The sequence below is a fragment of the Microbacterium sp. TNHR37B genome (assembly GCF_001620065.1).
Classification (GTDB): Bacteria; Actinomycetota; Actinomycetes; order Actinomycetales; family Microbacteriaceae; genus Microbacterium.
Genome location: NZ_LQGV01000001.1, coordinates 351,466 through 373,775, shown reverse-complemented (window position 1 = coordinate 373,775; position 22,310 = coordinate 351,466). Strand labels below are relative to the sequence as shown.

General features: G+C 70.7%; 23 protein-coding genes. All 23 read left to right on the top strand.

Annotated features, from left to right (window positions below):
• Window positions 1–18 precede the first annotated feature (18 nt).
• The 23 genes from pyrR (at window position 19) to trpA (ending at window position 22,310) form a co-directional block, all read left to right on the top strand.
• Window positions 19–576, top strand: coding sequence for a bifunctional pyr operon transcriptional regulator/uracil phosphoribosyltransferase PyrR (gene pyrR, locus AVP41_RS01825; RefSeq protein WP_067159946.1), 558 nt, complete (start codon window positions 19–21; stop codon window positions 574–576).
• Window positions 573–1,544, top strand: coding sequence for an aspartate carbamoyltransferase catalytic subunit (locus AVP41_RS01820; RefSeq protein ID WP_067159943.1), 972 nt, complete (start codon window positions 573–575; stop codon window positions 1,542–1,544). Before pyrR ends, AVP41_RS01820 begins: the two co-directional genes overlap by 4 nt.
• Window positions 1,541–2,848 carry a dihydroorotase gene (locus AVP41_RS01815; protein WP_067159940.1) on the top strand — a complete coding sequence of 436 codons (1,308 nt, stop codon included), beginning with the start codon at window positions 1,541–1,543 and terminating at the stop codon, window positions 2,846–2,848. The genes AVP41_RS01820 and AVP41_RS01815 overlap by 4 nt, the downstream gene beginning before the upstream one ends.
• On the top strand, window positions 2,845–3,378 hold the full coding sequence (locus AVP41_RS01810) for a PH-like domain-containing protein (RefSeq protein ID WP_067159937.1): 534 nt from the start codon (window positions 2,845–2,847) through the stop codon (window positions 3,376–3,378). Before AVP41_RS01815 ends, AVP41_RS01810 begins: the two co-directional genes overlap by 4 nt.
• Window positions 3,375–4,547 carry a glutamine-hydrolyzing carbamoyl-phosphate synthase small subunit gene (gene carA, locus AVP41_RS01805; protein ID WP_067159934.1) on the top strand — a complete coding sequence of 391 codons (1,173 nt, stop codon included), beginning with the start codon at window positions 3,375–3,377 and terminating at the stop codon, window positions 4,545–4,547. The genes AVP41_RS01810 and carA overlap by 4 nt, the downstream gene beginning before the upstream one ends.
• Window positions 4,540–7,827 carry a carbamoyl-phosphate synthase large subunit gene (carB, locus tag AVP41_RS01800; protein WP_067159931.1) on the top strand — a complete coding sequence of 1,096 codons (3,288 nt, stop codon included), beginning with the start codon at window positions 4,540–4,542 and terminating at the stop codon, window positions 7,825–7,827. The genes carA and carB overlap by 8 nt, the downstream gene beginning before the upstream one ends.
• Entirely contained in the window at window positions 7,824–8,681 is an 858-nt protein-coding gene (gene pyrF, locus AVP41_RS01795; protein ID WP_067159928.1) for an orotidine-5'-phosphate decarboxylase, read from the top strand. The genes carB and pyrF overlap by 4 nt, the downstream gene beginning before the upstream one ends.
• The gene (gmk, locus tag AVP41_RS01790) at window positions 8,674–9,570 is read left to right on the top strand and encodes a guanylate kinase (protein ID WP_067159925.1); all 897 of its coding nucleotides are present in this window, start codon (window positions 8,674–8,676) and stop codon (window positions 9,568–9,570) included. Before pyrF ends, gmk begins: the two co-directional genes overlap by 8 nt.
• A 98-nt stretch (window positions 9,571–9,668) precedes the next feature.
• Entirely contained in the window at window positions 9,669–9,923 is a 255-nt protein-coding gene (rpoZ, locus tag AVP41_RS01785; protein ID WP_067159920.1) for a DNA-directed RNA polymerase subunit omega, read from the top strand.
• Window positions 9,924–10,026: 103 nt separating this feature from the next.
• Complete coding sequence (gene metK / locus AVP41_RS01780) at window positions 10,027–11,220, top strand: methionine adenosyltransferase (RefSeq protein WP_067159918.1); 1,194 nt, start codon at window positions 10,027–10,029, stop codon at window positions 11,218–11,220.
• 3 nt (window positions 11,221–11,223) lie between these two features.
• A complete protein-coding gene (locus tag AVP41_RS01775; protein WP_067159915.1) occupies window positions 11,224–13,203 on the top strand; it encodes a hypothetical protein in 1,980 nt (659 codons plus the stop codon).
• A 26-nt stretch (window positions 13,204–13,229) separates the two neighbouring features.
• Entirely contained in the window at window positions 13,230–14,168 is a 939-nt protein-coding gene (gene fmt / locus AVP41_RS01770; protein ID WP_067159912.1) for a methionyl-tRNA formyltransferase, read from the top strand.
• Window positions 14,165–15,520 (top strand): RsmB/NOP family class I SAM-dependent RNA methyltransferase, encoded by a 1,356-nt coding sequence (locus AVP41_RS01765; RefSeq protein ID WP_067159909.1) that lies wholly within the window; start codon window positions 14,165–14,167, stop codon window positions 15,518–15,520. The genes fmt and AVP41_RS01765 overlap by 4 nt, the downstream gene beginning before the upstream one ends.
• Window positions 15,521–15,585: 65 nt before the next feature.
• Window positions 15,586–16,257 (top strand): ribulose-phosphate 3-epimerase, encoded by a 672-nt coding sequence (gene rpe, locus AVP41_RS01760; protein ID WP_157532366.1) that lies wholly within the window; start codon window positions 15,586–15,588, stop codon window positions 16,255–16,257.
• A 73-nt stretch (window positions 16,258–16,330) separates the two neighbouring features.
• Window positions 16,331–16,594: a phosphoribosyl-ATP diphosphatase gene (locus AVP41_RS01755; protein ID WP_067159904.1), complete on the top strand. Its 264-nt coding sequence runs from the start codon at window positions 16,331–16,333 to the stop codon at window positions 16,592–16,594.
• A 69-nt stretch (window positions 16,595–16,663) separates the two neighbouring features.
• Entirely contained in the window at window positions 16,664–17,506 is an 843-nt protein-coding gene (gene hisG / locus AVP41_RS01750) for an ATP phosphoribosyltransferase (RefSeq protein ID WP_067159901.1), read from the top strand.
• 30 nt (window positions 17,507–17,536) lie between these two features.
• The gene (hisF, locus tag AVP41_RS01745) at window positions 17,537–18,301 is read left to right on the top strand and encodes an imidazole glycerol phosphate synthase subunit HisF (RefSeq protein ID WP_067159898.1); all 765 of its coding nucleotides are present in this window, start codon (window positions 17,537–17,539) and stop codon (window positions 18,299–18,301) included.
• Window positions 18,298–18,660 (top strand): phosphoribosyl-AMP cyclohydrolase, encoded by a 363-nt coding sequence (hisI, locus tag AVP41_RS01740; RefSeq protein WP_067159895.1) that lies wholly within the window; start codon window positions 18,298–18,300, stop codon window positions 18,658–18,660. Before hisF ends, hisI begins: the two co-directional genes overlap by 4 nt.
• The gene (locus AVP41_RS01735) at window positions 18,657–19,250 is read left to right on the top strand and encodes a Trp biosynthesis-associated membrane protein (protein ID WP_067159892.1); all 594 of its coding nucleotides are present in this window, start codon (window positions 18,657–18,659) and stop codon (window positions 19,248–19,250) included. Before hisI ends, AVP41_RS01735 begins: the two co-directional genes overlap by 4 nt.
• A gap of 64 nt (window positions 19,251–19,314) precedes the next feature.
• On the top strand, window positions 19,315–19,545 hold the full coding sequence (locus tag AVP41_RS01730) for a DUF6704 family protein (RefSeq protein WP_067159889.1): 231 nt from the start codon (window positions 19,315–19,317) through the stop codon (window positions 19,543–19,545).
• A 1-nt stretch (window position 19,546) separates the two neighbouring features.
• Window positions 19,547–20,323 (top strand): indole-3-glycerol phosphate synthase TrpC, encoded by a 777-nt coding sequence (trpC, locus tag AVP41_RS01725; RefSeq protein ID WP_067159885.1) that lies wholly within the window; start codon window positions 19,547–19,549, stop codon window positions 20,321–20,323.
• On the top strand, window positions 20,320–21,528 hold the full coding sequence (gene trpB, locus AVP41_RS01720) for a tryptophan synthase subunit beta (RefSeq protein ID WP_067159882.1): 1,209 nt from the start codon (window positions 20,320–20,322) through the stop codon (window positions 21,526–21,528). Before trpC ends, trpB begins: the two co-directional genes overlap by 4 nt.
• A complete protein-coding gene (trpA, locus tag AVP41_RS01715) occupies window positions 21,525–22,310 on the top strand; it encodes a tryptophan synthase subunit alpha (RefSeq protein WP_067159879.1) in 786 nt (261 codons plus the stop codon). The genes trpB and trpA overlap by 4 nt, the downstream gene beginning before the upstream one ends.

The window sequence follows — 22,310 nt, the reverse complement described above, 5'->3', positions numbered from 1 at the left end:
CGGAGAAGGGAGCGGCGGATGAGTACCCAGGAGCCTGTGCGCACCGGGGCATCACGAACCGTCCTGCACGGCGCAGATATCGCCCGTGCTCTGACTCGGATCTCGCACGAGATCCTCGAGTCGAACAAGGGCCCCGAGGGGCTCGTCATCCTCGGAATCCCGACACGCGGAGTCACCCTCGCCGAGCGCATCGGAGCCCTCGTCGGCGATGTCTCCGGCCAGACGGTGCCGGTCGGGTCTCTCGACGTCACCATGTACCGGGACGATCTACACCGAAACCCCACCCGGACACCGCAACGCACCCGCATCCCCGCCGGCGGTGTCGACGGTCGCACCGTCGTCCTGGTCGACGACGTGCTGTTCTCGGGCCGGTCCATCCGGGCTGCCCTTGACGCCCTCAACGACATCGGCCGACCGGCGGCGGTGCGTCTGGCGATCCTCGTCGACCGCGGGCACCGGGAGCTGCCGATCCGCCCCGACTTCGTGGGCAAGAACCTGCCGAGCTCTCGAGACGAACGCGTCAACGTCCATCTCGCCGACACCGACGGTGTCGAGGAGGTGACGATCGAATCATGAGGCACCTGCTGGACACCGCCTCGCTGGACCGCGCCGAGGCCCTTCGGATCCTGGATGTGGCCGAGGACATGCGCGACACGCAGTCGCGCGAGGTGCGTAAGCTTCCGACGCTTCGGGGCAAGACGGTCGTGAACCTCTTCTTCGAGGACTCCACGCGCACACGAATCTCCTTCGAGGCGGCCGCCAAGCGGCTCTCGGCGGACGTCATCAACTTCTCGGCGAAAGGGTCGTCGGTCTCCAAGGGCGAGTCGCTGCAGGACACGGCGCAGACGCTCCAGGCGATGGGGGCAGACGCCGTCGTCATCCGCCATGGCGCGTCCGGCGCGCCGCACACGCTCGCCACGAGCGGCTGGATCACCGCGGGCGTGATCAATGCGGGAGACGGCACCCACGAGCACCCCACCCAGGCGCTGCTCGATGCCTTCACGATCCGCAAGCGTGCCTTCGGTGACGACAGCCGCGGTCGGGATCTCGCGGGGATGCACGTCGCCATCGTCGGCGACATCCTGCACTCCCGGGTGGCGCGGTCCAACGTGTGGCTCCTCACCCTCCTCGGGGCCCGCGTCACGCTGGTGGCCCCGCCCACCCTCGTGCCACAGGATGTCTCGGCGTGGCCGGCTCGCGTGGTCTACGACCTCGACGAGGCGATCGCCGCGGCTCCGGACGCCGTCATGATGCTGCGGATCCAGCTGGAACGGATGAACGCGGCGTATTTCCCGACTGAACGGGAGTATTCCCGGCGCTGGGGTCTGGACGCGGAGCGCCTGGCCGCTCTGCCGGACGGTAGCATTGTCATGCACCCGGGCCCGATGAACCGTGGCCTGGAGATCTCCGCCGACGCCGCCGATTCACCCCGGTCAACGGTTCTCGAGCAGGTCGCCAACGGAGTGTCCGTGAGGATGGCGGCGCTCTATCTCCTCCTGGCCGGGGAACGCACCGACACCAACGCAGAGGAAGACGCCCGATGACCTCGACACTGATCCGCGGTGCCCGCACGGTCGAGGGCACGGTCACCGACATCGTGTTCTCCGGGGGAGTGATCGAGGAGGTCGGGTCCGGATTGAGCCGCGCCGGCGCGACGGTCGTCGACGCCGACGGGCTCCTGACCCTGCCCGGCCTCGTCGACCTGCACACCCACCTGCGCGAGCCCGGATTCGAGGCGTCCGAGACGATCCTCACCGGCTCCCGCGCCGCCGCCGCCGGCGGCTACACGACCGTCTTCGCGATGCCCAACACCTCGCCCGTCGCCGACACCGCCGGCGTCGTGGAACAGGAGCTGGCCCTGGGCGAGGCCGCCGGGTATGTCCACGTGCAGCCGATCGGCGCCGTCACCATCGGCCAGAAGGGCGAGCGTCTGGCGGAGCTGGGGGCGATGGCCGATTCCCGCGCCCGGGTCCGCGTGTTCAGCGACGACGGCTCCTGCGTCTTCGATCCGCTCATCATGCGACGCGCGCTGGAATACGTGAAGGCGTTCGATGGAGTCGTCGCCCAGCACGCGCAGGACCCGCGACTCACCGAGGGCGCGCAGATGAACGAGGGCACGGTCTCGGCCGAGCTGGGGCTGGCCGGCTGGCCCGCCGTCGCCGAAGAGTCGATCATCGCGCGCGACGTGCTGCTGGCCGAGCACGTGGGATCCCGGCTCCACGTCTGCCACCTCTCCACGGCGGGGTCGGTCGACATCATCCGGTGGGCGAAGAAGCGCGGGATCGCGGTGACCGCGGAGGTGACCCCGCACCACCTGCTCCTGACCGAGGAGTCGGTGCGTGGATACGACCCGCGCTACAAAGTGAATCCCCCGCTGCGACGCGAAGAGGATGTCCTGGCGGTGCGCGAAGGCCTCGCCGACGGCACGATCGACATCGTCGCCACCGATCACGCTCCGCACCCCGACGAGAGCAAATCCTGTGAGTGGCAAGCGGCCGCACACGGGATGGTGGGCCTGGAGTCGGCGCTCCGCGTGGTCCATCGCGCGATGGTGGAGACGGGACTGCTGGAGTGGGCCGATGTCGCCCGCGTGATGTCGTTCGCGCCGGCCCGGATCGGGCGTCTCGCTGCGGCGGGAACGCCCCTGGAGCCCGGCGCCCCCGCGTCGCTGACGCTCTACGACCCGGCCGCATCGTCGTCCTTCGGCCCCACCGACCTGCGCGGCCGGAGCCGCAACTCCCCGTACCTCGGGCGCGAGCTCCCCGGCGCCGTGCAGTGGACCTTCTACCGCGGACGCACGACGCTCGCGTCCGGCGTCGTGACCGACGATCCGGCGGGCATCGCATGACCCGCGAGCTCGCCCTCCTCGTGGTCGTCGCCGTCACGCTCGTACTCCTCGGCCTCGGCGTCTGGGCATGGCGCCGACGCGCGCGCCGAGACGACGGCATCGTGCCGCCGCATGGTGAGGTGCCCGCCGGCGCGGAGGTGATCACGACAGCTCACGGCTTCTACGTCGCGGCCACGCGCCACAACCAACCGCTGGAGCGTCTGGCGATCCGCGGTCTCGCCTTCCGCTCGCGCGCCGATGTGATCGTCACCGACCACGGCGTGGCGGTGGACCTTCCGGGGGCGGAACGCTTCTTCCTCCCGACCGCGCAGATCGCCGGGGCCGATGTGGCCACCGTCGCGATCGACCGCGTGGTCGAGAAGGGTGGCCTCGCCCGGGTGACCTGGCGCCCCCTCGCCGCGACCGACGCCGACGCGCTCGTGGACCTGTACTTCCGACCGCAGGACAGCACGGCGCGTGCGCTGGCCGACGCGATCGCGACACTCCTTCCGACCCCAGCCTCGACCACTCCGACGGGATCCGACGAATGACCACCCCGACTTTCGCACAGACGCTCGACCCCGCAGTCCTCGTCCTTGAGGACGGCACCCGCCATGCCGGACGCGCGTACGGCGCGCGCGGGACGACGATCGGTGAGGTCGTCTTCGCGACCGGCATGACCGGCTACCAGGAGACCCTCACCGATCCCTCCTACGCCGGACAGATCGTGCTCCAGACGGCGCCGCACATCGGCAACACCGGCATGAACGACGAGGACCCCGAGTCGCGCCGAATCTGGGTCGCCGGCTACATCGTGCGCGACCCCTCGCGTGTGGTGTCCAACTGGCGCGCCGACTCGTCGCTCGATGAGGCGCTCGCTCAGGACGGCGTCGTCGGCATCAGCGGGATCGACACCCGAGCCATCACCCGCCGGCTGCGCTCGGTCGGAAGCATGCGCGGGGCGATCTTCTCCGGCGAGGCAACCCGACTTCCCGAGGACGAACAGCTACGCATCGTGCGCGAGGCGCCGCAGATGGCGGGCCAGAACCTCTCGGCCGCCGTTTCCGTGTCCGCCGCGGAGGTGACCCCCGCGCACGAGGGATCCGAGCGGATCGGCGCTCTCGCGGTCCTCGATCTCGGCGTCAAGCAGGCGACGGTCGACAACCTCGCCGCCCGAGGCTTCGACGTGCACGTGCTGCCGCAGGACGTGACGATCGACGACATCCGCGCGATCGAGCCGGTCGCGGTCTTCTACTCGAACGGTCCGGGAGACCCCGCGGCATCGGACGACCACGTGAGCCTCCTCCGCGCGGTACTCGATGACCACCTGCCCTTCTTCGGCATCTGCTTCGGCAACCAGCTCCTGGGCCGCGCCCTCGGATTCGGCACCTACAAGCTGCCGTTCGGCCATCGCGGCATCAACCAACCGGTGCTGGACAAGCAGACCGGACGCGTGGAGATCACGGCACACAACCACGGTTTTGCCGTTGATGCGCCCATCGACGGCACCGTCGACAGCCCCCACGGCTACGGCCGCGTCGAGGTGAGCCACGTAGGCCTCAACGACAACGTCGTGGAGGGCCTGCGAGCCCTCGACATCCCCGCCTTCTCCGTGCAGTACCACCCCGAGGCCGCTGCCGGACCCCACGACGCCAACTACCTTTTCGACCGGTTCGCCGACCTGGTGCGCACCACTTTGGAGACCACGAAGAATGCCTAAGCGCGCAGACATCACGAGCGTCCTCGTCATCGGCTCCGGCCCGATCGTCATCGGTCAGGCGTGCGAGTTCGACTACTCCGGCACCCAGGCCTGTCGCGTGCTGCGCGAAGAGGGCGTGCGAGTGATCCTCGTCAACTCCAACCCGGCGACGATCATGACCGACCCTGATTTCGCCGACGCCACCTACATCGAGCCGATCACCCCGGCGGTGATCGAGACGATCATCGCGAAGGAGAAGCCGGACGCCATCCTGCCGACCCTCGGCGGGCAGACCGCCCTCAACGCGGCGATGGCGCTCCACGAGCAGGGGATCCTCGACAAGTACGGGGTCGAGCTCATCGGCGCGAAGGTCGACGCGATCCAGAAGGGCGAGGACCGCCAGATCTTCAAGCAGCTGGTGCTGGACGCCGGGGCCGACGTCGCTGCGTCGCGCATCGCGCACACGATGGACGACGTGCTCGCCGCCGCCGACGAGCTGGGTTACCCGCTCGTGGTCCGTCCGTCCTTCACGATGGGGGGCCTCGGATCGGGCTTCGCCTACGACGAGGCCGACCTCCGGCGCATCGCCGGGGCGGGCCTGCGGGACTCTCCGACCACCGAGGTCCTGCTGGAGGAGTCGATCCTCGGCTGGAAGGAGTACGAGCTCGAGCTCATGCGCGACTCCGCTGACAACACCGTGGTCGTCTGCTCGATCGAGAACGTCGACCCCGTCGGCGTGCACACGGGGGACTCGATCACCGTCGCCCCCGCCCTCACGCTCACCGACCGCGAATACCAGAAGCTCCGCGACATCGGCATCGACATCATCCGCGCGGTGGGCGTGGACACCGGCGGCTGCAACATCCAGTTCGCGGTCGACCCCGAGACCGGCCGCATCATCGTCATCGAGATGAACCCGCGCGTGTCCCGCTCCTCGGCGCTGGCCTCCAAGGCCACGGGCTTCCCGATCGCGAAGATCGCCGCGAAGCTCGCCATCGGCTACCGCCTCGACGAGATCCCCAACGACATCACGAAGGTCACGCCGGCCAGCTTCGAGCCCACGCTCGACTACATCGTCGTGAAGGTGCCGCGATTCAACTTCGAGAAGTTCCCGAACGCGGACACCACGCTCACGACCACGATGAAGTCGGTGGGGGAGGCCATGGCGATTGGCCGCAACTACGCCACCGCCTTGCAGAAGGCGCTGCGCTCCCTCGAGAAGCGCGGGTCCAGCTTCCACTGGGGTGAGGAGCCCCGATCCGTCGACGAGCTGCTGGAGATCGCGAAGACGCCGACCGATGGCCGCATCGTCGTGCTGCAGCAGGCGCTGCGCAAGGGCGCGACCGCCGAGCAGGCGTTCGACGCCACCAAGATCGACCCGTGGTTCATCGACCAGATCGTGCTCATCAACGAGGTCGCCGAGTATGTGCGCGACGCCGCCGAACTGGACTCCGCGACGCTCCGTGTCGCCAAGGAGCACGGCTTCAGCGACGCGCAGATCGCCCAGCTGCGCGGTGACGACGAGCGGGAGATCCGCGGCATCCGCCACGCGTGGGGCATCCGCCCGGTCTACAAGACGGTCGACACCTGCGCGGGGGAGTTCCCTGCCCTGACGCCGTATCACTACTCCTCGTACGACGTCGAGACCGAGGTCACTCCGAGCGATCGGCAGAAAGTCGTCATCATCGGCTCAGGGCCCAACCGGATCGGACAGGGCGTCGAGTTCGACTACTCGTGCGTCCACGCCTCGTTCGCCCTCGCCGACGCCGGGTTCGAGACGGTCATGGTCAACTGCAACCCCGAGACGGTCTCCACCGACTACGACACGAGCGATCGTCTCTACTTCGAGCCGCTGACCCTCGAGGACGTGCTGGAGGTGCTCCACGCAGAAGCCGCCTCCGGCGAGATCCTCGGGGTCATCTGCCAGCTCGGCGGGCAGACGCCGCTGGGCCTGGCCAAGGGCATCGCAGAGGCCGGCTACCGCATCCTCGGGACGCAGCCCGAGGCGATCGACCTCGCTGAGGAACGCGAGCTGTTCTCGCGGCTGCTCGACCGCGCGGGACTCGTCGCCCCGCGCAACGGGACGGCCATCGACGAGGCCGGTGCGGTGCGGATCGCAGAGGAGATCGGGTACCCCGTCCTCGTGCGGCCGAGCTTCGTGCTCGGAGGCCGGGGCATGGAGATCGTTTACGACACCCCGAGCCTCCACGACTACTTCGCGCGCATCGCGGACCAGGCGATCATCGGCGAGGGTGCCCCGCTTCTCGTGGACCGGTTCCTCGACGACGCCGTGGAGATCGACGTCGACGCCCTGTTCGACGGGGAGGAGCTCTACATCGGCGGCGTCATGGAGCACCTCGAGGAGGCCGGTATCCACTCCGGCGACTCCAGCTGCACGCTCCCGCCGATCTCGCTCGGCCGGACCGAGATCGACCGGGTCCGCACCGCGACCCTCGCGATCGCGGAGGGTGTCGGGGTGCGCGGTCTCCTCAATGTGCAGTTCGCCGTCTCGGCGGGCGTGCTCTACGTCATCGAGGCCAACCCCCGGGCCTCGCGGACGGTGCCGTTCGTCTCGAAAGCCTTGGGGATCCCGCTCGCGAAGGCGGCCAGTCGCATCATGGCCGGCGCCCGCATCGCGGAGCTGAAGGAGGAGGGTCTCCTCCCGATCGAGGACGGCTCGCGCGTGCCGCTGGATGCTCCCGTCGCGGTGAAGGAGGCGGTCCTGCCGTTCAAGCGGTTCCGCACCGCCGACGGGCACACCGTCGACTCGGTGCTCGGCCCCGAGATGCGCTCCACCGGGGAGGTCATGGGCATCGACCGCGACTTCCCGACCGCCTTCGCCAAGAGCCAGGCGGCCGCCTACGGCGGGATGCCGACGTCCGGCACCGTCTTCCTCTCGGTGGCCGACGACGACAAGCGTGCGGTGATCCTGCCCGCCCACCGCCTGCAGGAGCTCGGATTCCGACTGACCGCCACGGAGGGCACGGCGGAGATCCTCGCCCGCAACGGCATCCGTGTCGACGTCGTCGCGAAGTATTCGGCGACCCAGGAGTCCGGCGAACGCAACGTCGTCGACCTCATCAACGCCGGAGAGATCGACATCGTCGTCAACACCCCCTCGGGAGGAATCGCCCGGGCCGACGGCTACGAGATCCGCGCAGCCGCAGTGGCCGCCGACAAGGCGCTCTTCACGACGATGGCCGTCCTCGGCGCGGCCGTGAGTGCGTTGCCCGTCCTCCGGGAGGGCTTTGCCGTGCGGAGCCTGCAGGAGTTCGCGGAGGACCGGAAGACGACGGCATGACGGGATTCGGCGAGGCCCTGCAGCGGGCGATCGACACGCGGGGGCGACTGTGTGTGGGCATCGACCCGCATGAGGAGCTCCTGCGATCGTGGGGCCTGGACGCGGACGCGTCGGGCGTGCGCACGTTCGGCCTTCGGGTCGTCGAGGCCGCCGTGGGTCGCGTCGGGATCGTCAAGCCCCAGGTCGCGTTCTTCGAGCGCTACGGATCGGCAGGCATCGCTGCCCTGGAAGAGGTGATGGGACGGGCTCGCTCCGCGGGACTGCTCGTCATCGCGGACGCCAAGCGCGGCGACATCGGGACGACGATGGACGCGTACGCCGCCGCCTGGCTCACGCCCGGCGCCCCCCTGGAGGCTGACGCCCTCACCGTGAGCCCGTACCTCGGCGTCGGCGCCCTGACCTCGACGTTCGAGCGGGCGCGCGAGGCCGGCAAGGGCGTGTTCGTGCTGGCGGCGACGAGCAACCCGGAGGGCGCCTCGCTCCAGCGAGCGGTCACCCCCGAGGCGGGCGGGCGCTCCGTCGCCGCGCAGGTCGCTGCGGAGGTCGACGCGATGAACGGCTCCTTCGGTGGTCGGCTCGGAACGGTCGGGCTCGTCATCGGCGCGACCGTCGCCGCGGAGGAGTACGGTCTCGTCACCCCCGATGAGGCACCGCGGTCCGTTGCCAGCCCCGTCCTCGCGCCCGGCTTCGGGGCACAGGGCGCGCGCCTCGCCGACATCGCCGCCCTCTTCGGCCCCCGTTCGCCCTACGTTCTCGCCAGCGTCAGCCGCAGTGTCCTGCGTGCCGGCCCGGCGGGGATCGAAGAGGCCATCGACGACCACGTCCGCGAGCTCGAGGGAGCACTCGATGTCTGACGCCCGCCGCCCCCCGGAGGTCGACCGCGCGGCCGCCTCCCGCCGCGCCGTGGCGGCCCGACGAGAGCGGGCCGCCCTCAAGCGCGACGTCACCACGCGGGTCATCAGTCCGCAGGAGCTGCTGCGTCGCGCCCTCGCCGACCCTTCGTCGGCGGCGGGAGCCATGCGCGTCACCGAGTTCCTCACCGCCATACCGGCCGTCGGTGAGAGCAAGCGGGACCGGATCCTCGCCGATCTCGGGATCTCTCCGGTCAAGCGCCTGGGCGGGCTCGGCAGCCGCCAGCGCGACGCCCTCCGCACGTTCCTCGATTCGCGGTGGCCCGAGCCGCAGCCCCGATCCGGTCGCAGCCGACTGCTCGTGCTGGCCGGGCCGACCGCAGTGGGGAAGGGGACTGTCGCCGCGCACATCAAGGACCATCACCCGGACATCCTCCTCTCCGTCTCGGCGACCACCCGCTCTCCCCGCCCCGGCGAGGTGGACGGCGAGCACTACTACTTCGTCGACGACGCGGAGTTCGACCGCCTGATCCGGGACGGCGAGCTCCTCGAGCACGCGACCGTCCACAACAAGTACCGCTACGGAACCCCGAAGGCCCCCATCACGGCGGCGCTGGAGCACGGACGCACGGTGCTGCTCGAAATCGACCTCCAAGGCGCACGGCAGGTCCGAGCGGCCGCTCCGGACGCCAACCTCGTCTTCCTCCTGCCGCCCAGCTGGGACGAGCTCGTCGACCGGCTCGTCGGACGCGGCACCGAGGACGCCGAGGAACGCGCCCGGCGCCTGCGGACGGCGCGGGTCGAGCTGGCCTCACAAGGCGAGTTCGACCATCACGTCGTCAACGACGACGTGGCCCGTGCCGCCGAAGAGGTGGCCGCCCTCGCGCGCTGAGGGGCCGTCCACCTGTAGAATGGTTCGATGCCGCCGTTTCGTCGATGACGAGCGTGCGCCCTCGAACTTCCGCCGCCATCCGATTCAGGAGGTCCCTCATGGCCACTCGCGACAAGGGCATCATCGATCCGCCGATCGACGCGCTGCTCGACAAGGTCGACTCCAAGTACCAGCTGGTGATCTACGCGTCCAAGCGTGCTCGCCAGATCAACGACTACTACTCCGACCTGCACGAGGGAAACCTCTTCGACAACGTGGGCCCTCTCGTCGACTCCACCGTCGAGGACAAGCCCCTCACGATCGCGCTGCACGAGATCCACGAGGACAAGCTCCGCCTGCGGTCGCTGGACTGACCATGACGCCGTGTGGCGTCGCCGTGCCCGCGAGACCCGACGTGTCGGGGATCGCGGGCATGATGGTTTTCACCCCTGTTCGCGCCCGTCTCCTGGAGCACCGATGACACAGCTGCGTCTGTTCACGTCCGAATCCGTCACCGAGGGGCACCCCGACAAGATCTGCGACCAGATCTCCGACAGCGTGCTGGATGCGCTCCTGACGGTCGATCCCGGAAGCCGCGTCGCCGTCGAGACGCTCGTGACCACGGGCCTCGTCCACGTCGCCGGCGAGGTCCGCACCGACGGCTACGTCGACATCCCGGGAATCGTCCGCGGTGTGGTCAACCGGATCGGATACACCTCGAGCGAGACCGGGTTCGACGGCGACTCGTGCGGGGTGACCGTGTCCATCGGAGAGCAGTCGGGCGACATCGCGGCGGGTGTCGACAATGCCCTCGAGCACCGCGAAGAGGGCTCGGTCGATCCGACCGATGCGCTGGGAGCCGGTGACCAGGGAATCATGTTCGGGTACGCCACCAACGAGACCCCGCAGCTCATGCCGATGGCGATCTGGACGGCGCACCGTTTGGCCGAGAGCCTCACCGAGGCCCGGCGTTCGGGTGCGCTGCCGTTCCTCCGTCCCGACGGGAAGACCCAGGTCACCTTGGGCTACGACGGCCACGTTCCGCGGACGGTCGAGACGGTCGTGGTCTCCACCCAGCACCAGCCTGACATCTCGCTGACGGCGCTGCGCGCGGCCGTCCGTGCGGAGGTCATCGACCCCGTCCTCGCGCGCACGGGTCTGGACATCGGCGACGTGGAGTACGTCATCAACCCCGCCGGACCGTTCGTCATCGGAGGACCCAAGGGGGACGCGGGTCTCACCGGGCGGAAGATCATCATCGACACCTACGGTGGCGCGGCACGGCACGGCGGGGGAGCCTTCAGCGGCAAGGACCCCTCGAAGGTCGATCGGTCCGCCGCGTACGCGATGCGCTGGGTGGCCAAGAACGCCGTCGCGGCAGGCCTCGCCGACCGCCTCGAAGTCCAGGTTGCCTACGCGATCGGCCGCGCCGCGCCGGTGGGACTCTACGTCGAGACCTTCGGAACCGGTCACGTCTCCGACGAGGCGATCTCCTCGGCGATCCGCGAGGTCTTCGACCTGCGACCGCAGGCGATCATCGATCGCCTCGACCTGTTGCGCCCGATCTACGCGCAGACGGCTGCCTACGGACACTTCGGTCGCGAGCTTCCCGACTTCACCTGGGAGCGCACCGACCGCGTCGAGGAGCTGCGCGCGGCCGCCGGCCTCTGACCCGTGGTGACCGTCGCGCGCGTCCTCGTCGACTCGCCGCTGCCGCAGCTGGACCGCCTGTTCGACTATGCGGTTCCCGATCCGCTGAGCCCCGAGATCGTCCCCGGCGTCCGGGTCAAGGTGCCGCTGCGCAGCGCTGGCCGCATGATCGAGGCGTGGGTGATCGAGGTCGTCGACATCGCACAGCCCGAACGTCGACTGTCGGAGATCGACAGCGTGGTCTCGAGCGTCGTCGTGCTCCCGCGGGAGCTCTACAGCCTGGCCCGTCGCGCCGCCGACCGCGCCGCAGGATCGGCGATCGACGTCTTGCGACTCGTCGTCCCCAAACGGATGGTGCGCGCGGAGAAGGCCTGGCTGGCAGCCCCCGTCCCCGAAGCGCCGACGGTGCCGGGTGACGCCCTCGCCTGGGCCGAGGCGGAGCTGTCCGGATTCCCGGGCCTGGCCGAAGCCCTCGGCGACGGCGAGCGCGTCGCGGTCGACGCGCCACCCCGCCCGAGCCCCTCGGGGCCCTGGGGGGCATGGGCCGACCTGCTGGCCGCGCAGAGCCTTCTCGTCCTGTCGCGAGAGCGAAGCGTCGTCCTGGCGCTTCCCGATCATCGCGATCGCGCCCAGGTGATCGCCTCCCTGCAGCGCTGGCTCCCCGATGAGGCAGTCGTGCGCGACGACGCCGATCGCTCCGGTCCAGAGCGCTACGCGTCCTACCTGCGCCTGCGCCACCCGGTGCCGGTGATCGTGGTCGGTAACCGTTCCACCGTGTATGCGCCCGCGCACGACACCGGGCTCGTGGTGGTGTGGGACGACGGCGATCCTCTTCTCTCGGAGCCCTTGAGCCCCGGAGTCCACGCGCGGGACGCCGCACTCATCCGTCAAGAGCTCGAGGGATCCGCTCTCGCCTTCGTCGGACACACCCGCACGACCGACGTGGAGCGTCTCGTCCAGCGCGGGTGGGTGAGAGAGATCCCCGCGGCGCGGCGAGAGAGCCCCCGCGTCGTGCTCTCCGGAACGCACGAGGGCGCGGCTCCCGGTCAGCGGGTGCCCTCGGCGGCATTCGCCGCCGCGCGCGAGGCCCTCACGCACGGTCCCGTGCTCGTCCAGGTCTCCCGCCCCGGGTATGCACCCGTGCTCGTGTGCGCCGACTGCCGCGCTCCCGCTCGTTGCACGCACTGCGGCGGACCGTTGCGCGCGACGAGGCCGGGGCGGGCCCCCGACTGCACTTGGTGCGGGCGCACGTATCCGCGATGGACCTGCCCGCACTGCACATCGACACGCCTGCGGATGGCATCCTCCGGCAGTGAGCGCACGGCGGACGAGCTCGGCCGTGCCTTTCCCCTCACCCGAGTGATCGTCTCCGACGGCGCCCACCCGGTCACCGAGGTCGACGAGCGACCCGCGCTCGTGATCGCCACGCGGGGCGCCGAGCCCATCGCGCGCGGCGGGTACCGCGCCATCCTCCTGCTCGATGCGGACAAGATGTTGCTGGCCGAGCAGCTGCGGATCGGAGAGTCGTGCCTGCGGTGGTGGTCCAATGCCGCAGCACTGGCAGCGCCCGGCGCCCCCGTACACCTCGTGGGGGTGGCCGGACCCGTGGCGCGGGCGCTGGCCACCTGGACCCAGTCGGCGTATGCGCGCGCTGAACTGGCTGAACGAGCCCCGTTGCACATGCCGCCCACCGTGCGGGTCGCCACGATCGAGGGAACGGCCGGCGCCGTGCACACTGCGATCGGCCACGTGCGAGACCGCCTGCCGGGCCTTCCCGCCGACGCCGTCCTCGGCCCGGTGCCCCAGCAGGACGGAATCGTGCGCGCACTCGTCCGATTCGACTACGCCGCGGGAAAGGCCGTCGCCGAGTCGCTGCGGGCCTCCGTCGTGGAGGAGGCGCTTGCCAGCCGCAGCCGTGCCGCGCGAGCGGCCCGCAACGGGGGAGAGCGATCGGCGCGGACTACACTCAGGGTGCGGCTCGACGTCCCCGAGCTCGATCTGTGACCGGTCCGAGACGCCCGAAGGTATCCATGCGCATCGTCTTCGCCGGAACGCCGCAGCCGGCTGTTCCCTCCCTGCTCGCCCTCGCCTCGTCGGCCCATGAGCTGGTCGGCGTCGTGACCCGTCGCGACGCGCCGCTCGGGCGCAAGCGTGTGCTGACGCCCTCACCGGTGGCGGCAGCAGCGGAGGGGCTCGACGTCCCGGTCATCAAGACCGATCGCCTCGACGATGAGGCGACCGCCGCGATCACGGAGCTGCACGCGGATCTCGGCGTCATCGTCGCCTACGGAGGCCTCGTCCGAGAGCCGCTCCTGTCGACGCCCCGTCATGGCTGGATCAATCTGCACTTCTCCCTCCTGCCGCGATGGCGGGGCGCGGCGCCGGTCCAGCACGCCCTCATCACGGGGGATCGCCGGACCGGTGCCTCCGTGTTCCAGCTCGTCCCCGAGCTCGACGCCGGCGACGTCTACGGCGAGGTGGTCTATGACATCCCCCGCGGCCAGACAGCCGGGGACGTCCTCGACGCCCTCGCCGAGCGCGGCGCCGCCCTGCTCGCCGACGTCGTCGACGGCATCGCCGCCGGGACCGCCGTCGCCCGACCGCAGCAGGGAGAGCCGAGCTTCGCTCCGAAGCTCTCGCTGGCCGACGGCGCGCTCGATGTCAGCACCGGAGCGGACGCGCTGATCGACCGATTCCGCGGCACGACGCCGGAGCCGGGGGCACACCTGTCCGTGGGGGGCGAGCGACTCAAAGTGCTGGGTGCGCACCGGGGTCCAGACCTCTCGCCGGCCGAGCGAACGCCGGGACGGATCGTCGCCCGCGAGCGCGACATCCTCCTGGGCACGACCGACGGAACCGTCGTGCTCACCCGGGTGCAGCCGGCCGGAAAGTCCGCCATGGCGGCGACGGACTGGTGGCGCGGCGTGCGCCGGGATCACCTCGACGTGGACCACGGGGGCGCGTCGTGACGTCTGCGCGGTGGGTCGCGTTCGACACCGTGCGAGCCGTTCACGACTCCGACGCCTACGCCAACCTCCTGCTTCCGACCGAGATCGCCCGCGCGGGACTCTCCGCCGCCGACGCCGGCCTCGCGACCGAACTGACCTACGGCACTCTCCGCCGCGAGGGCACCTACGACGCGATCATCGCCGACGCCGCCGGCCGGCCCGTGGGGGAGATCGACCCCGTGATCCTGGACGCCCTGCGCCTCGGGGTGCACCAGCTGCTGTCGATGCGGATCCCGGCCCACGCCGCCGTGAACGAGACCGTACGCCAAGTGCGTGCGGCCGCCGGTCCCGGCCCCGCCCGCTTCGCCAATGCGGTGCTGCGGAGGGTCTCGGAGCGCTCCTCCGACGAGTGGATCACGCGTATCGAGGCCGGCGCCCGCTCCGACGACGAGCGTCTGGCACTCCGCTACGCACATCCGGTCTGGATCATCCGCGCCTTCCGGCGCGCGCTGGCGGCCGAGGGCCGCGCCGACGAGCTCCTCGCCCTCCTCGCCGCCGACAACGTCGCCCCCGCGGTGACCATGGCGGCGCTCCCGGGCCTCGCCGAAGCGCCCGAGGGAGCCGAGCACACGGCCTACTCGCCGATCGGCTTCCGCCACGGCGGGGGAGACCCCACCCGCCTCGTCGCAGGATCGGGCGGGAGGATCCGCGTCCAGGACGAGGGGTCGCAGCTGGCTGCCCTCGCGCTCGCCCGGGCGTTCCCCGTCGCCGACGGCGAACGCTGGCTGGACCTGTGCGCCGGCCCCGGAGGCAAGACGGCCGTTCTCGCCGCCGAGGCGCTCGCGTCCGGCGCGCGGCTGGAGGCGAACGAAGTCTCGGCCGCGCGCGCCGGCCTCGTCCGAGACTCGGTGTCCGGTGTCCCCGTCGATGTCCCGGTCTCCGAGGAGGACGGACGCACCCGCGCCGCGCACGGCCGCTATCACCGCATCCTCGTCGACGCCCCCTGCACGGGGCTGGGTGCCCTCCGGCGCCGCCCCGAGGCGCGCTGGCGCAAGTCGCCTGCGGACGTTCCGGAACTCGCGACGCTGCAGACCGAGCTCCTCGGTGCCGCGGCGAGGGCCCTCGTCCCCGGGGGCGTCGTCGCCTACGTCACGTGCTCGCCGCATCTGGCGGAGACCGCCGCGATCGTCGCGGAGGTCCGCCGCGCGAGTGACATCGAGCTCGAGGAGCTGAACGCCCGCGAGGTCATCGCTTCCCTGTCCGCGTCGCCCATCGACCTGGCGCCCTCTGCCGACGGCTCCGGACGGGCGCAGCTGTGGCCTCACCGCCACGGCACAGACGCCATGTCGATCAGCCTCCTGCGTCGCCGGTGACGCGCCGAGAAGAGCGGGCATCGCGGGATCCGCGCGGCGCACACACGCCCGATAGGGTGGTCGGCGTGACCGGCGACGACCTCCGAATCAATCCCAGCATCCTCGCCGCCGATTTCGTCAACATGCAGGCGGAGCTCGGCCGGATCGCGAATGCGGACTTCGTGCATGTCGACGTGATGGACAACCACTTCGTCCCCAATCTCACCTTCGGTCCGCAGATGGTGGAACGCATCCAGGCAACGAGTCCCGTGCCGCTGGACGTGCACCTCATGATCACCGACCCCGACCGCTGGGCACCGGGCTACGCAGAGCTCGGCGCCGCGTCGGTCACCTTCCACCTCGAGGCCGCCACCGAGCCCGTGGCACTGGCACGGCGCCTGCGGCAGATCGGCGCGCGGGCGGGAGTCGCCGTAAAGCCGGCCACCCCGGTCGAAGGGCTCTTCGACGTGCTGGACGAGTTCGACCAGATCCTCGTCATGACGGTGGAGCCCGGGTTCGGCGGGCAGTCTTTCCTCGCCGACCAGATGCCCAAGCTCGCTCGTCTGAGCCAGGAGGCGCGGCGCCGGGGCTCCCACGTCTGGCTTCAGGTCGACGGTGGGATCGGGGAGGACACGATCGCCCAGGCCGCCGAGAACGGCGCGGACACCTTCGTTGCCGGTTCCGCCGTCTTCGGTGCGGACGATCCTTCCCGCGCGATCGAGTCTCTCCGCAGCGCGGCCGGCGCCCATCGGCACTGATCCCGCCGGAGCGTCGGGGCGACGCTGTCCCGGACGGCGCCAGACGCGACGCGCGGGACGGTAGCCTGGGAGGGTGAAGACCTTCGACGCCCTGTTCGCCGAGCTCACCGAGACGGCCAGGACGCGTCCCGACGGCTCCGGCACGGTTGCGCAGCTCGACCGCGGTGTCCACGCGATCGGCAAGAAGATCGTCGAGGAAGCAGCCGAGGTCTGGATGGCCGCCGAGTACCAGTCCGACGCCGAGACGGCGGAGGAGATCTCCCAGCTGCTCTATCACCTGCAGGTGCTGATGCTCGCGAAGGGCCTGTCCCTGCAGGACGTCTACCGACATCTCTGAGGGCGGCCGGCGCCTCCACGCCCCGCACTCCCGATTCCTCCTCCGACTCCGACATCGAAAGCCCGCACCATGCTGCGAATCGCCGTGCCGAACAAGGGATCGCTCGCCGAGACCGCGACCGAGATGCTCGCCGAGGCCGGATACACCGGCCGTCGCGACCCCAAAGACCTCCACGTCATCGACCCCGTGAACGAGGTCGAGTTCTTCTACCTCCGGCCGAAGGACATCGCCACCTACGTCGGATCCGGTGCCCTGCACGTCGGCATCACGGGACGCGATCTGCTCCTGGACGCCCGCATGCCGGGCGCCCGCGAGATCGAGAAGCTCGGCTTCGGCGCCTCCACCTTCCGCTTCGCCGGCCCTCCCGGGCGGTTCCACGAGCTCACCGACCTCGACGGCGTCCGGGTGGCGACGGCCTATCCCGGACTCGTCGACGCCTATCTCGACGAGCACGGCGTCGCGGTCGACCTGGTGCCGCTCGACGGTGCCGTGGAATCGGCCGTGGAGCTGGGCGTGGCCGACGCGGTGGCCGACGTCGTCTCGACCGGGACGACCCTCAAGCAGGCAGGGCTCGAGATCTTCGGGCCGGTGCTGCTGGAGTCCGAAGCCGTGCTGATCGGTGCGCCGGAGGAGGCGGAGGGGACGGAGATCCTGCTGCGCCGTCTCCGGGGCGTCATGGTCGCCCGGCAGTACGTGCTCATCGACTATGACCTCCCCGCCGACCTCGTCGATGCGGCGGTGGCCCTGGCCCCCGGCATCGAGTCGCCGACGATCTCACCGCTGCGCGACCCGGCGTGGGTGGCGGTGCGGGTCATGAGCCCGAGACGGACGGTGAACCAGGTGATGGACGCGCTCTACGCGATCGGGGCGCGCGCGATCCTGGTGACGCCGATCCACAACGCGAGGCTCTGAGACCATGCACGCTTCTGAGGACGTGCGGTCATGAGTCTGGCCTGCCGAGTGATCCCGTGCCTGGACGTCAAGGACGGCCGGGTCGTCAAGGGCGTCAACTTCGAGAATCTCCGGGAGATGGGTGACCCCGTCGAGCTCGCCCAGCGCTATTACGCGCAGGGCGCCGACGAGCTCACCTTCCTCGACGTGACGGCGACGGTGGACGATCGCTCGACCACGTACGACGTCGTCCGCCGGACGGCCGAAGAGGTCTTCATCCCGCTCACGGTCGGAGGCGGGGTGCGCTCGGCCGACGACGTCGCGCGGCTGCTCGGCGTGGGCGCCGACAAAGTCGGGGTCAACTCCGCCGCCATCGCTCGTCCCGCCCTGATCGACGAGATCGCCGACCGCTTCGGAGCGCAGGTGCTCGTCCTGTCCCTCGACGTCAAGCGGGCCCCCGGCACCGCCTCCGGTTTCGTCGTGACGACCCATGGCGGCCGAACCCTCACGACGCTCGATGCGATCGCGTGGGCCCGTGAGGCGATCGAGCGCGGCGCGGGGGAGCTCCTGGTCAACTCGATCGATGCCGATGGGACCAAGGACGGGTTCGACCTGGAACTGGTCCGCCTCATGCGCGAGGCCTCTTCGGTGCCGGTGATCGCGTCGGGGGGAGCGGGCGCGGCCGAGCACTTCGCGCCCGCGGTCGAGTCCGGCGCCGACGCTGTCCTTGCCGCCTCGGTGTTCCACGCGGGCGCACTCACGATCGGCGACGTCAAGGCGGCGCTGTCGGATCGCGGCATCGAGGTGAGGTCATGACCGAGGACATCTCCGACCTCCTGGCGCGGGTCTCGTTCGGACCCGACGGACTGGTGCCGGCGATCATCCAGCAGCACGACACCGGTGAGGTGCTCATGCTCGGGTGGATGGACGCCGAAGCCCTCCGGCGCACGCTGAGCACGGGTCGTGTGACCTTCTGGTCGCGTTCCCGACAGGAGTACTGGCGCAAGGGCGATACGTCCGGACACGCGCAGTACGTCCAGGGTGCCCGGCTGGACTGCGATGGCGACGCCCTCCTCATCTCGGTCGACCAGGTGGGAGCGGCCTGTCACACGGGCGACCGCACGTGTTTCGACGCCGGCGACCTCCACCCCGTGACGATGCCGAGGCCTGCGTGAACCGGCGCTCGCGGTCGCTCGCCGTGGTCACGATCCTCGTCGGCGGAGCGCTGGCGCTGATCGCGTCGACGCAGACCTGGCTCGACGTGGTCCTGCGAGACGCTGCCGTCACGCCCCTCGCCGTGGCAGGCGCGGTGGCTGTGCCTCTCCTCGCGCCGCTGAGCCTGGCTGCCCTCGCCCTGGGGCTCGCCCTCACGATCGTCGGCCCCGTGCTTCGGTACGTGTTCGCCGTGGTCGGCGCGGCGATCGGTCTCTCCCTCGTCGTCTCGGCGCTGCGCATCGCGATCGCCGCGCCCCTCGACACCGTCGCCTCGACGGTCACCGAGTCGACCGGCCTCAGCGGAACCGACACGATCGCGGGCCTCGTCCACACCGTGACGGCGACGCCCTGGCCCGCTGTCACCGCGGTGGCCGCTCTGGCCGTCATCGCGGGAAGCGTGTTCACGCTCCTCACCGCGCGCCGGTGGCCCGGCGCGGGACGCCGCTACCGGACGGAGGAGGCGCGTCGTGCCGACGTCTCCGGCAGCCGTCCGCACGATGCGATCGACTCGTGGGACGACCTCTCCCGCGGCGACGACCCGACCGCCTGAGGGCCGGCGAGCAAGCCGGCTCCCGCTAGACTGGCCGTATCCCGCCCGCCTGCGAAGGAGAACCATGAGCAACGCCACCGACGAACCCGGCCACGGACACTCCCCGGCTGCGTGGACGGCCGTGGTGATCATGCTCGTCGCGATCTCGCTGGGCACGCTGTTCTTCTTCCTCGAAATGCCCGCGCTGGTCTGGGCCTCGGTGGTCCTGCTCGTCGTCGGCGCTCTCTCGGGCTGGGTCCTGGCGAAGGCCGGCTACGGCGTCAACGGTCCCAAGTACCTGCCGAAGCAGCACTGACGTGCTCGCCGACCTGACGGCCGGCGCAGTCGCGGACGCCGAGGAGCGCCGGATCACGCGCTCGCTGGCGGCCGTGGAACGCGACGCCCAGGATCGCCCCGCGGCACTCGACGCCCTCGCCGCTCTCGCTCCGGCCGACGGAGTGAAGATCATCGCCGAGGTCAAGCGCGCCAGTCCCTCCCGTGGCGACCTGGCCCGTATCCCCGACCCCGCTCTGCAGGCAGCACGGTATGAAGAGGGCGGCGCATCCGCGATCTCCGTGCTGACCGAGGGACGACGTTTCAAGGGCTCCCTCGCCGACCTCGAAGCGGTCAAGAGCCGCGTGGGCGTGCCGGTGCTGCGCAAGGATTTCATCGCGACCGAGTACCAGGTGCTCGAAGCGCGCGCCGCCGGAGCCGACCTCGTGCTCCTCATCGTCGCGGCTCTCGACCAGCCCGTCCTCCAGCGCCTGCACGATCTCGTGCTCGATCTCGGCATGACGCCGCTGGTGGAGACCCACTCCCGCGACGAGGTCCATCGCGCGGCGGACCTGGGCGCCCGGCTGATCGGTGTCAACGCCCGCGACCTCTCGACGTTCGAGCTCGACCGCGACCTGTTCGCGAAGCTGCACGACGATCTCCCCGCCGATGCGGTGAAGATCGCGGAATCGGCCGTCCTGCGACCCGAGGACGTCACCCACTACCGTTCGTCCGGCGCCGATGTGGTGCTGATCGGCGAAGCCCTCGTCACCAACGACCCGGTGACGACCCTGCACGCATTCCTGGAGGCCGGCAGATGAGCCTGCGCGACGCCCACGGTCCGTTCTTCGGCGACTTCGGCGGGCGTTTCATGCCCGAGTCGCTCATCGCGGCCATCGATGAGCTCACCGCCGAGTACGAGGCCGCGAAGGCCGACCCCGCCTTCGACGCCGAGTTCCGGAGCCTCCTGCACTCGTACGCAGGCCGCCCGTCGCCCCTCACCGAGGTGCCTCGCTTCGCCGAGCACGCCGGGGGAGCGCGCATCTTCCTCAAGCGCGAGGACCTCAATCACACCGGATCCCACAAGATCAACAACGTCCTCGGGCAGGCTCTGCTGACCCGCCGGCTCGGCAAGACGCGCGTCATCGCCGAGACCGGCGCCGGACAGCACGGAGTGGCCACGGCCACGGCTGCGGCCCTGTTCGGGTTCGACTGCACGATCTACATGGGCGAGGTCGACACCGAGCGCCAGGCGCTCAACGTCGCCCGGATGCGACTCCTCGGCGCCGAGGTCGTGCCCGTCACGACGGGCTCCCGGACGCTGAAGGATGCGATCAACGACGCCTACCGCGACTGGGTCGCCAGCGTCGAGACGACCAACTACATCTTCGGCACGGCCGCCGGCCCGCACCCGTTCCCCGCCATGGTGCGCGACTTCCAGAAGATCATCAGCGAAGAGGCCCGACAGCAGCTCCTCGACGAGACGGGACGACTGCCCGACGCCGTGGTGGCGTGCGTCGGCGGCGGGTCCAACGCGATCGGCATGTTCGACGCCTTCCTCGACGATGAGGGCGTCAGGCTCTACGGCGTCGAGGCCGCCGGCGACGGCGTGGACACCGAGCGCCACGCCGCCTCGATCGAGCGCGGGCGTCCCGGCGTCCTCCACGGGGCCAAGACCTTCGTCCTCCAGGACGAGGACGGCCAGACGATCGAGTCGCACTCGATCTCGGCCGGGCTGGACTACCCGGGGGTCGGCCCCGAGCACGCGTGGCTCGCCGACATCGGGCGCGCCGACTACATTCCGGCCACCGACGCCGAGGCGATGGATGCCCTCCGGCTGCTGTCCCGCACCGAGGGCATCATCCCCGCCATCGAGTCCGCCCACGCCCTCGCCGGCGCACTGCGGCTCGGCCGCGAGCTCGGCCCCGACGCCCTCATCGCCGTGAGCCTCTCCGGCCGCGGTGACAAGGACATGGACACCGCCGCGCGGTGGTTCGATCTGTACGACGACGGAGCACAGCGATGACCTCTCGCGTCGCGGCGGCCATCGACGCCGCCCAGGCACAGGGGCGGGGAGCCCTCGTCGGCTACCTGCCGCTCGGCTTCCCCGACCTCCAGACGAGCATCGACGCGGCGGTCGCCCTCGCGGACAACGGTGCGGACGTGCTGGAGCTCGGTCCGCCCTACTCCGATCCGGTGATGGACGGCACCGTGATCCAGGAGGCCACGCAGACCGCGCTCGCCCGCGGCTTCAAGCTGCGCGACACCTTCACCGCGGTGCGGGAGATCACCGCTCGCGTGAACGTGCCGGTGCTGGTCATGACCTACTGGAACCCCGTGATGCAGTATGGCGTCGACCGCTACGCCGACGATCTCCTGGCCGCCGGCGGGGCGGGGCTCATCACGCCGGACATCACGCCCGATGCGGCAGCGGAGTGGATCCGCGCGTCGGAGCGCACGGGCCTGGACCGCGTGTTCCTGGCCGCCCCGACCTCGACCGACGAACGCCTCGACCTCATCGCGGCCGCCTCGACCGGGTTCGTCTACACCGTCTCGACCATGGGGATCACGGGGGAGCGCGCCCAGCTCGACGCCGCAGCACGCACGCTCGTGGACCGCCTGCGCGCGCGCGGCGTGAGCCACGCCTGCGTCGGCATCGGCATCTCCACCGCCGAGCAGGTCAGTGGAGTTCTCGAGTACGCGGACGGCGCGATCGTGGGAACCGCTCTCGTGCGCGCCCTCCGCGACGGGGGAGTCGAGGGGCTGGCCGCCGAAGCGCAACGCCTGTCGCACGGCACGCGGCGGTAG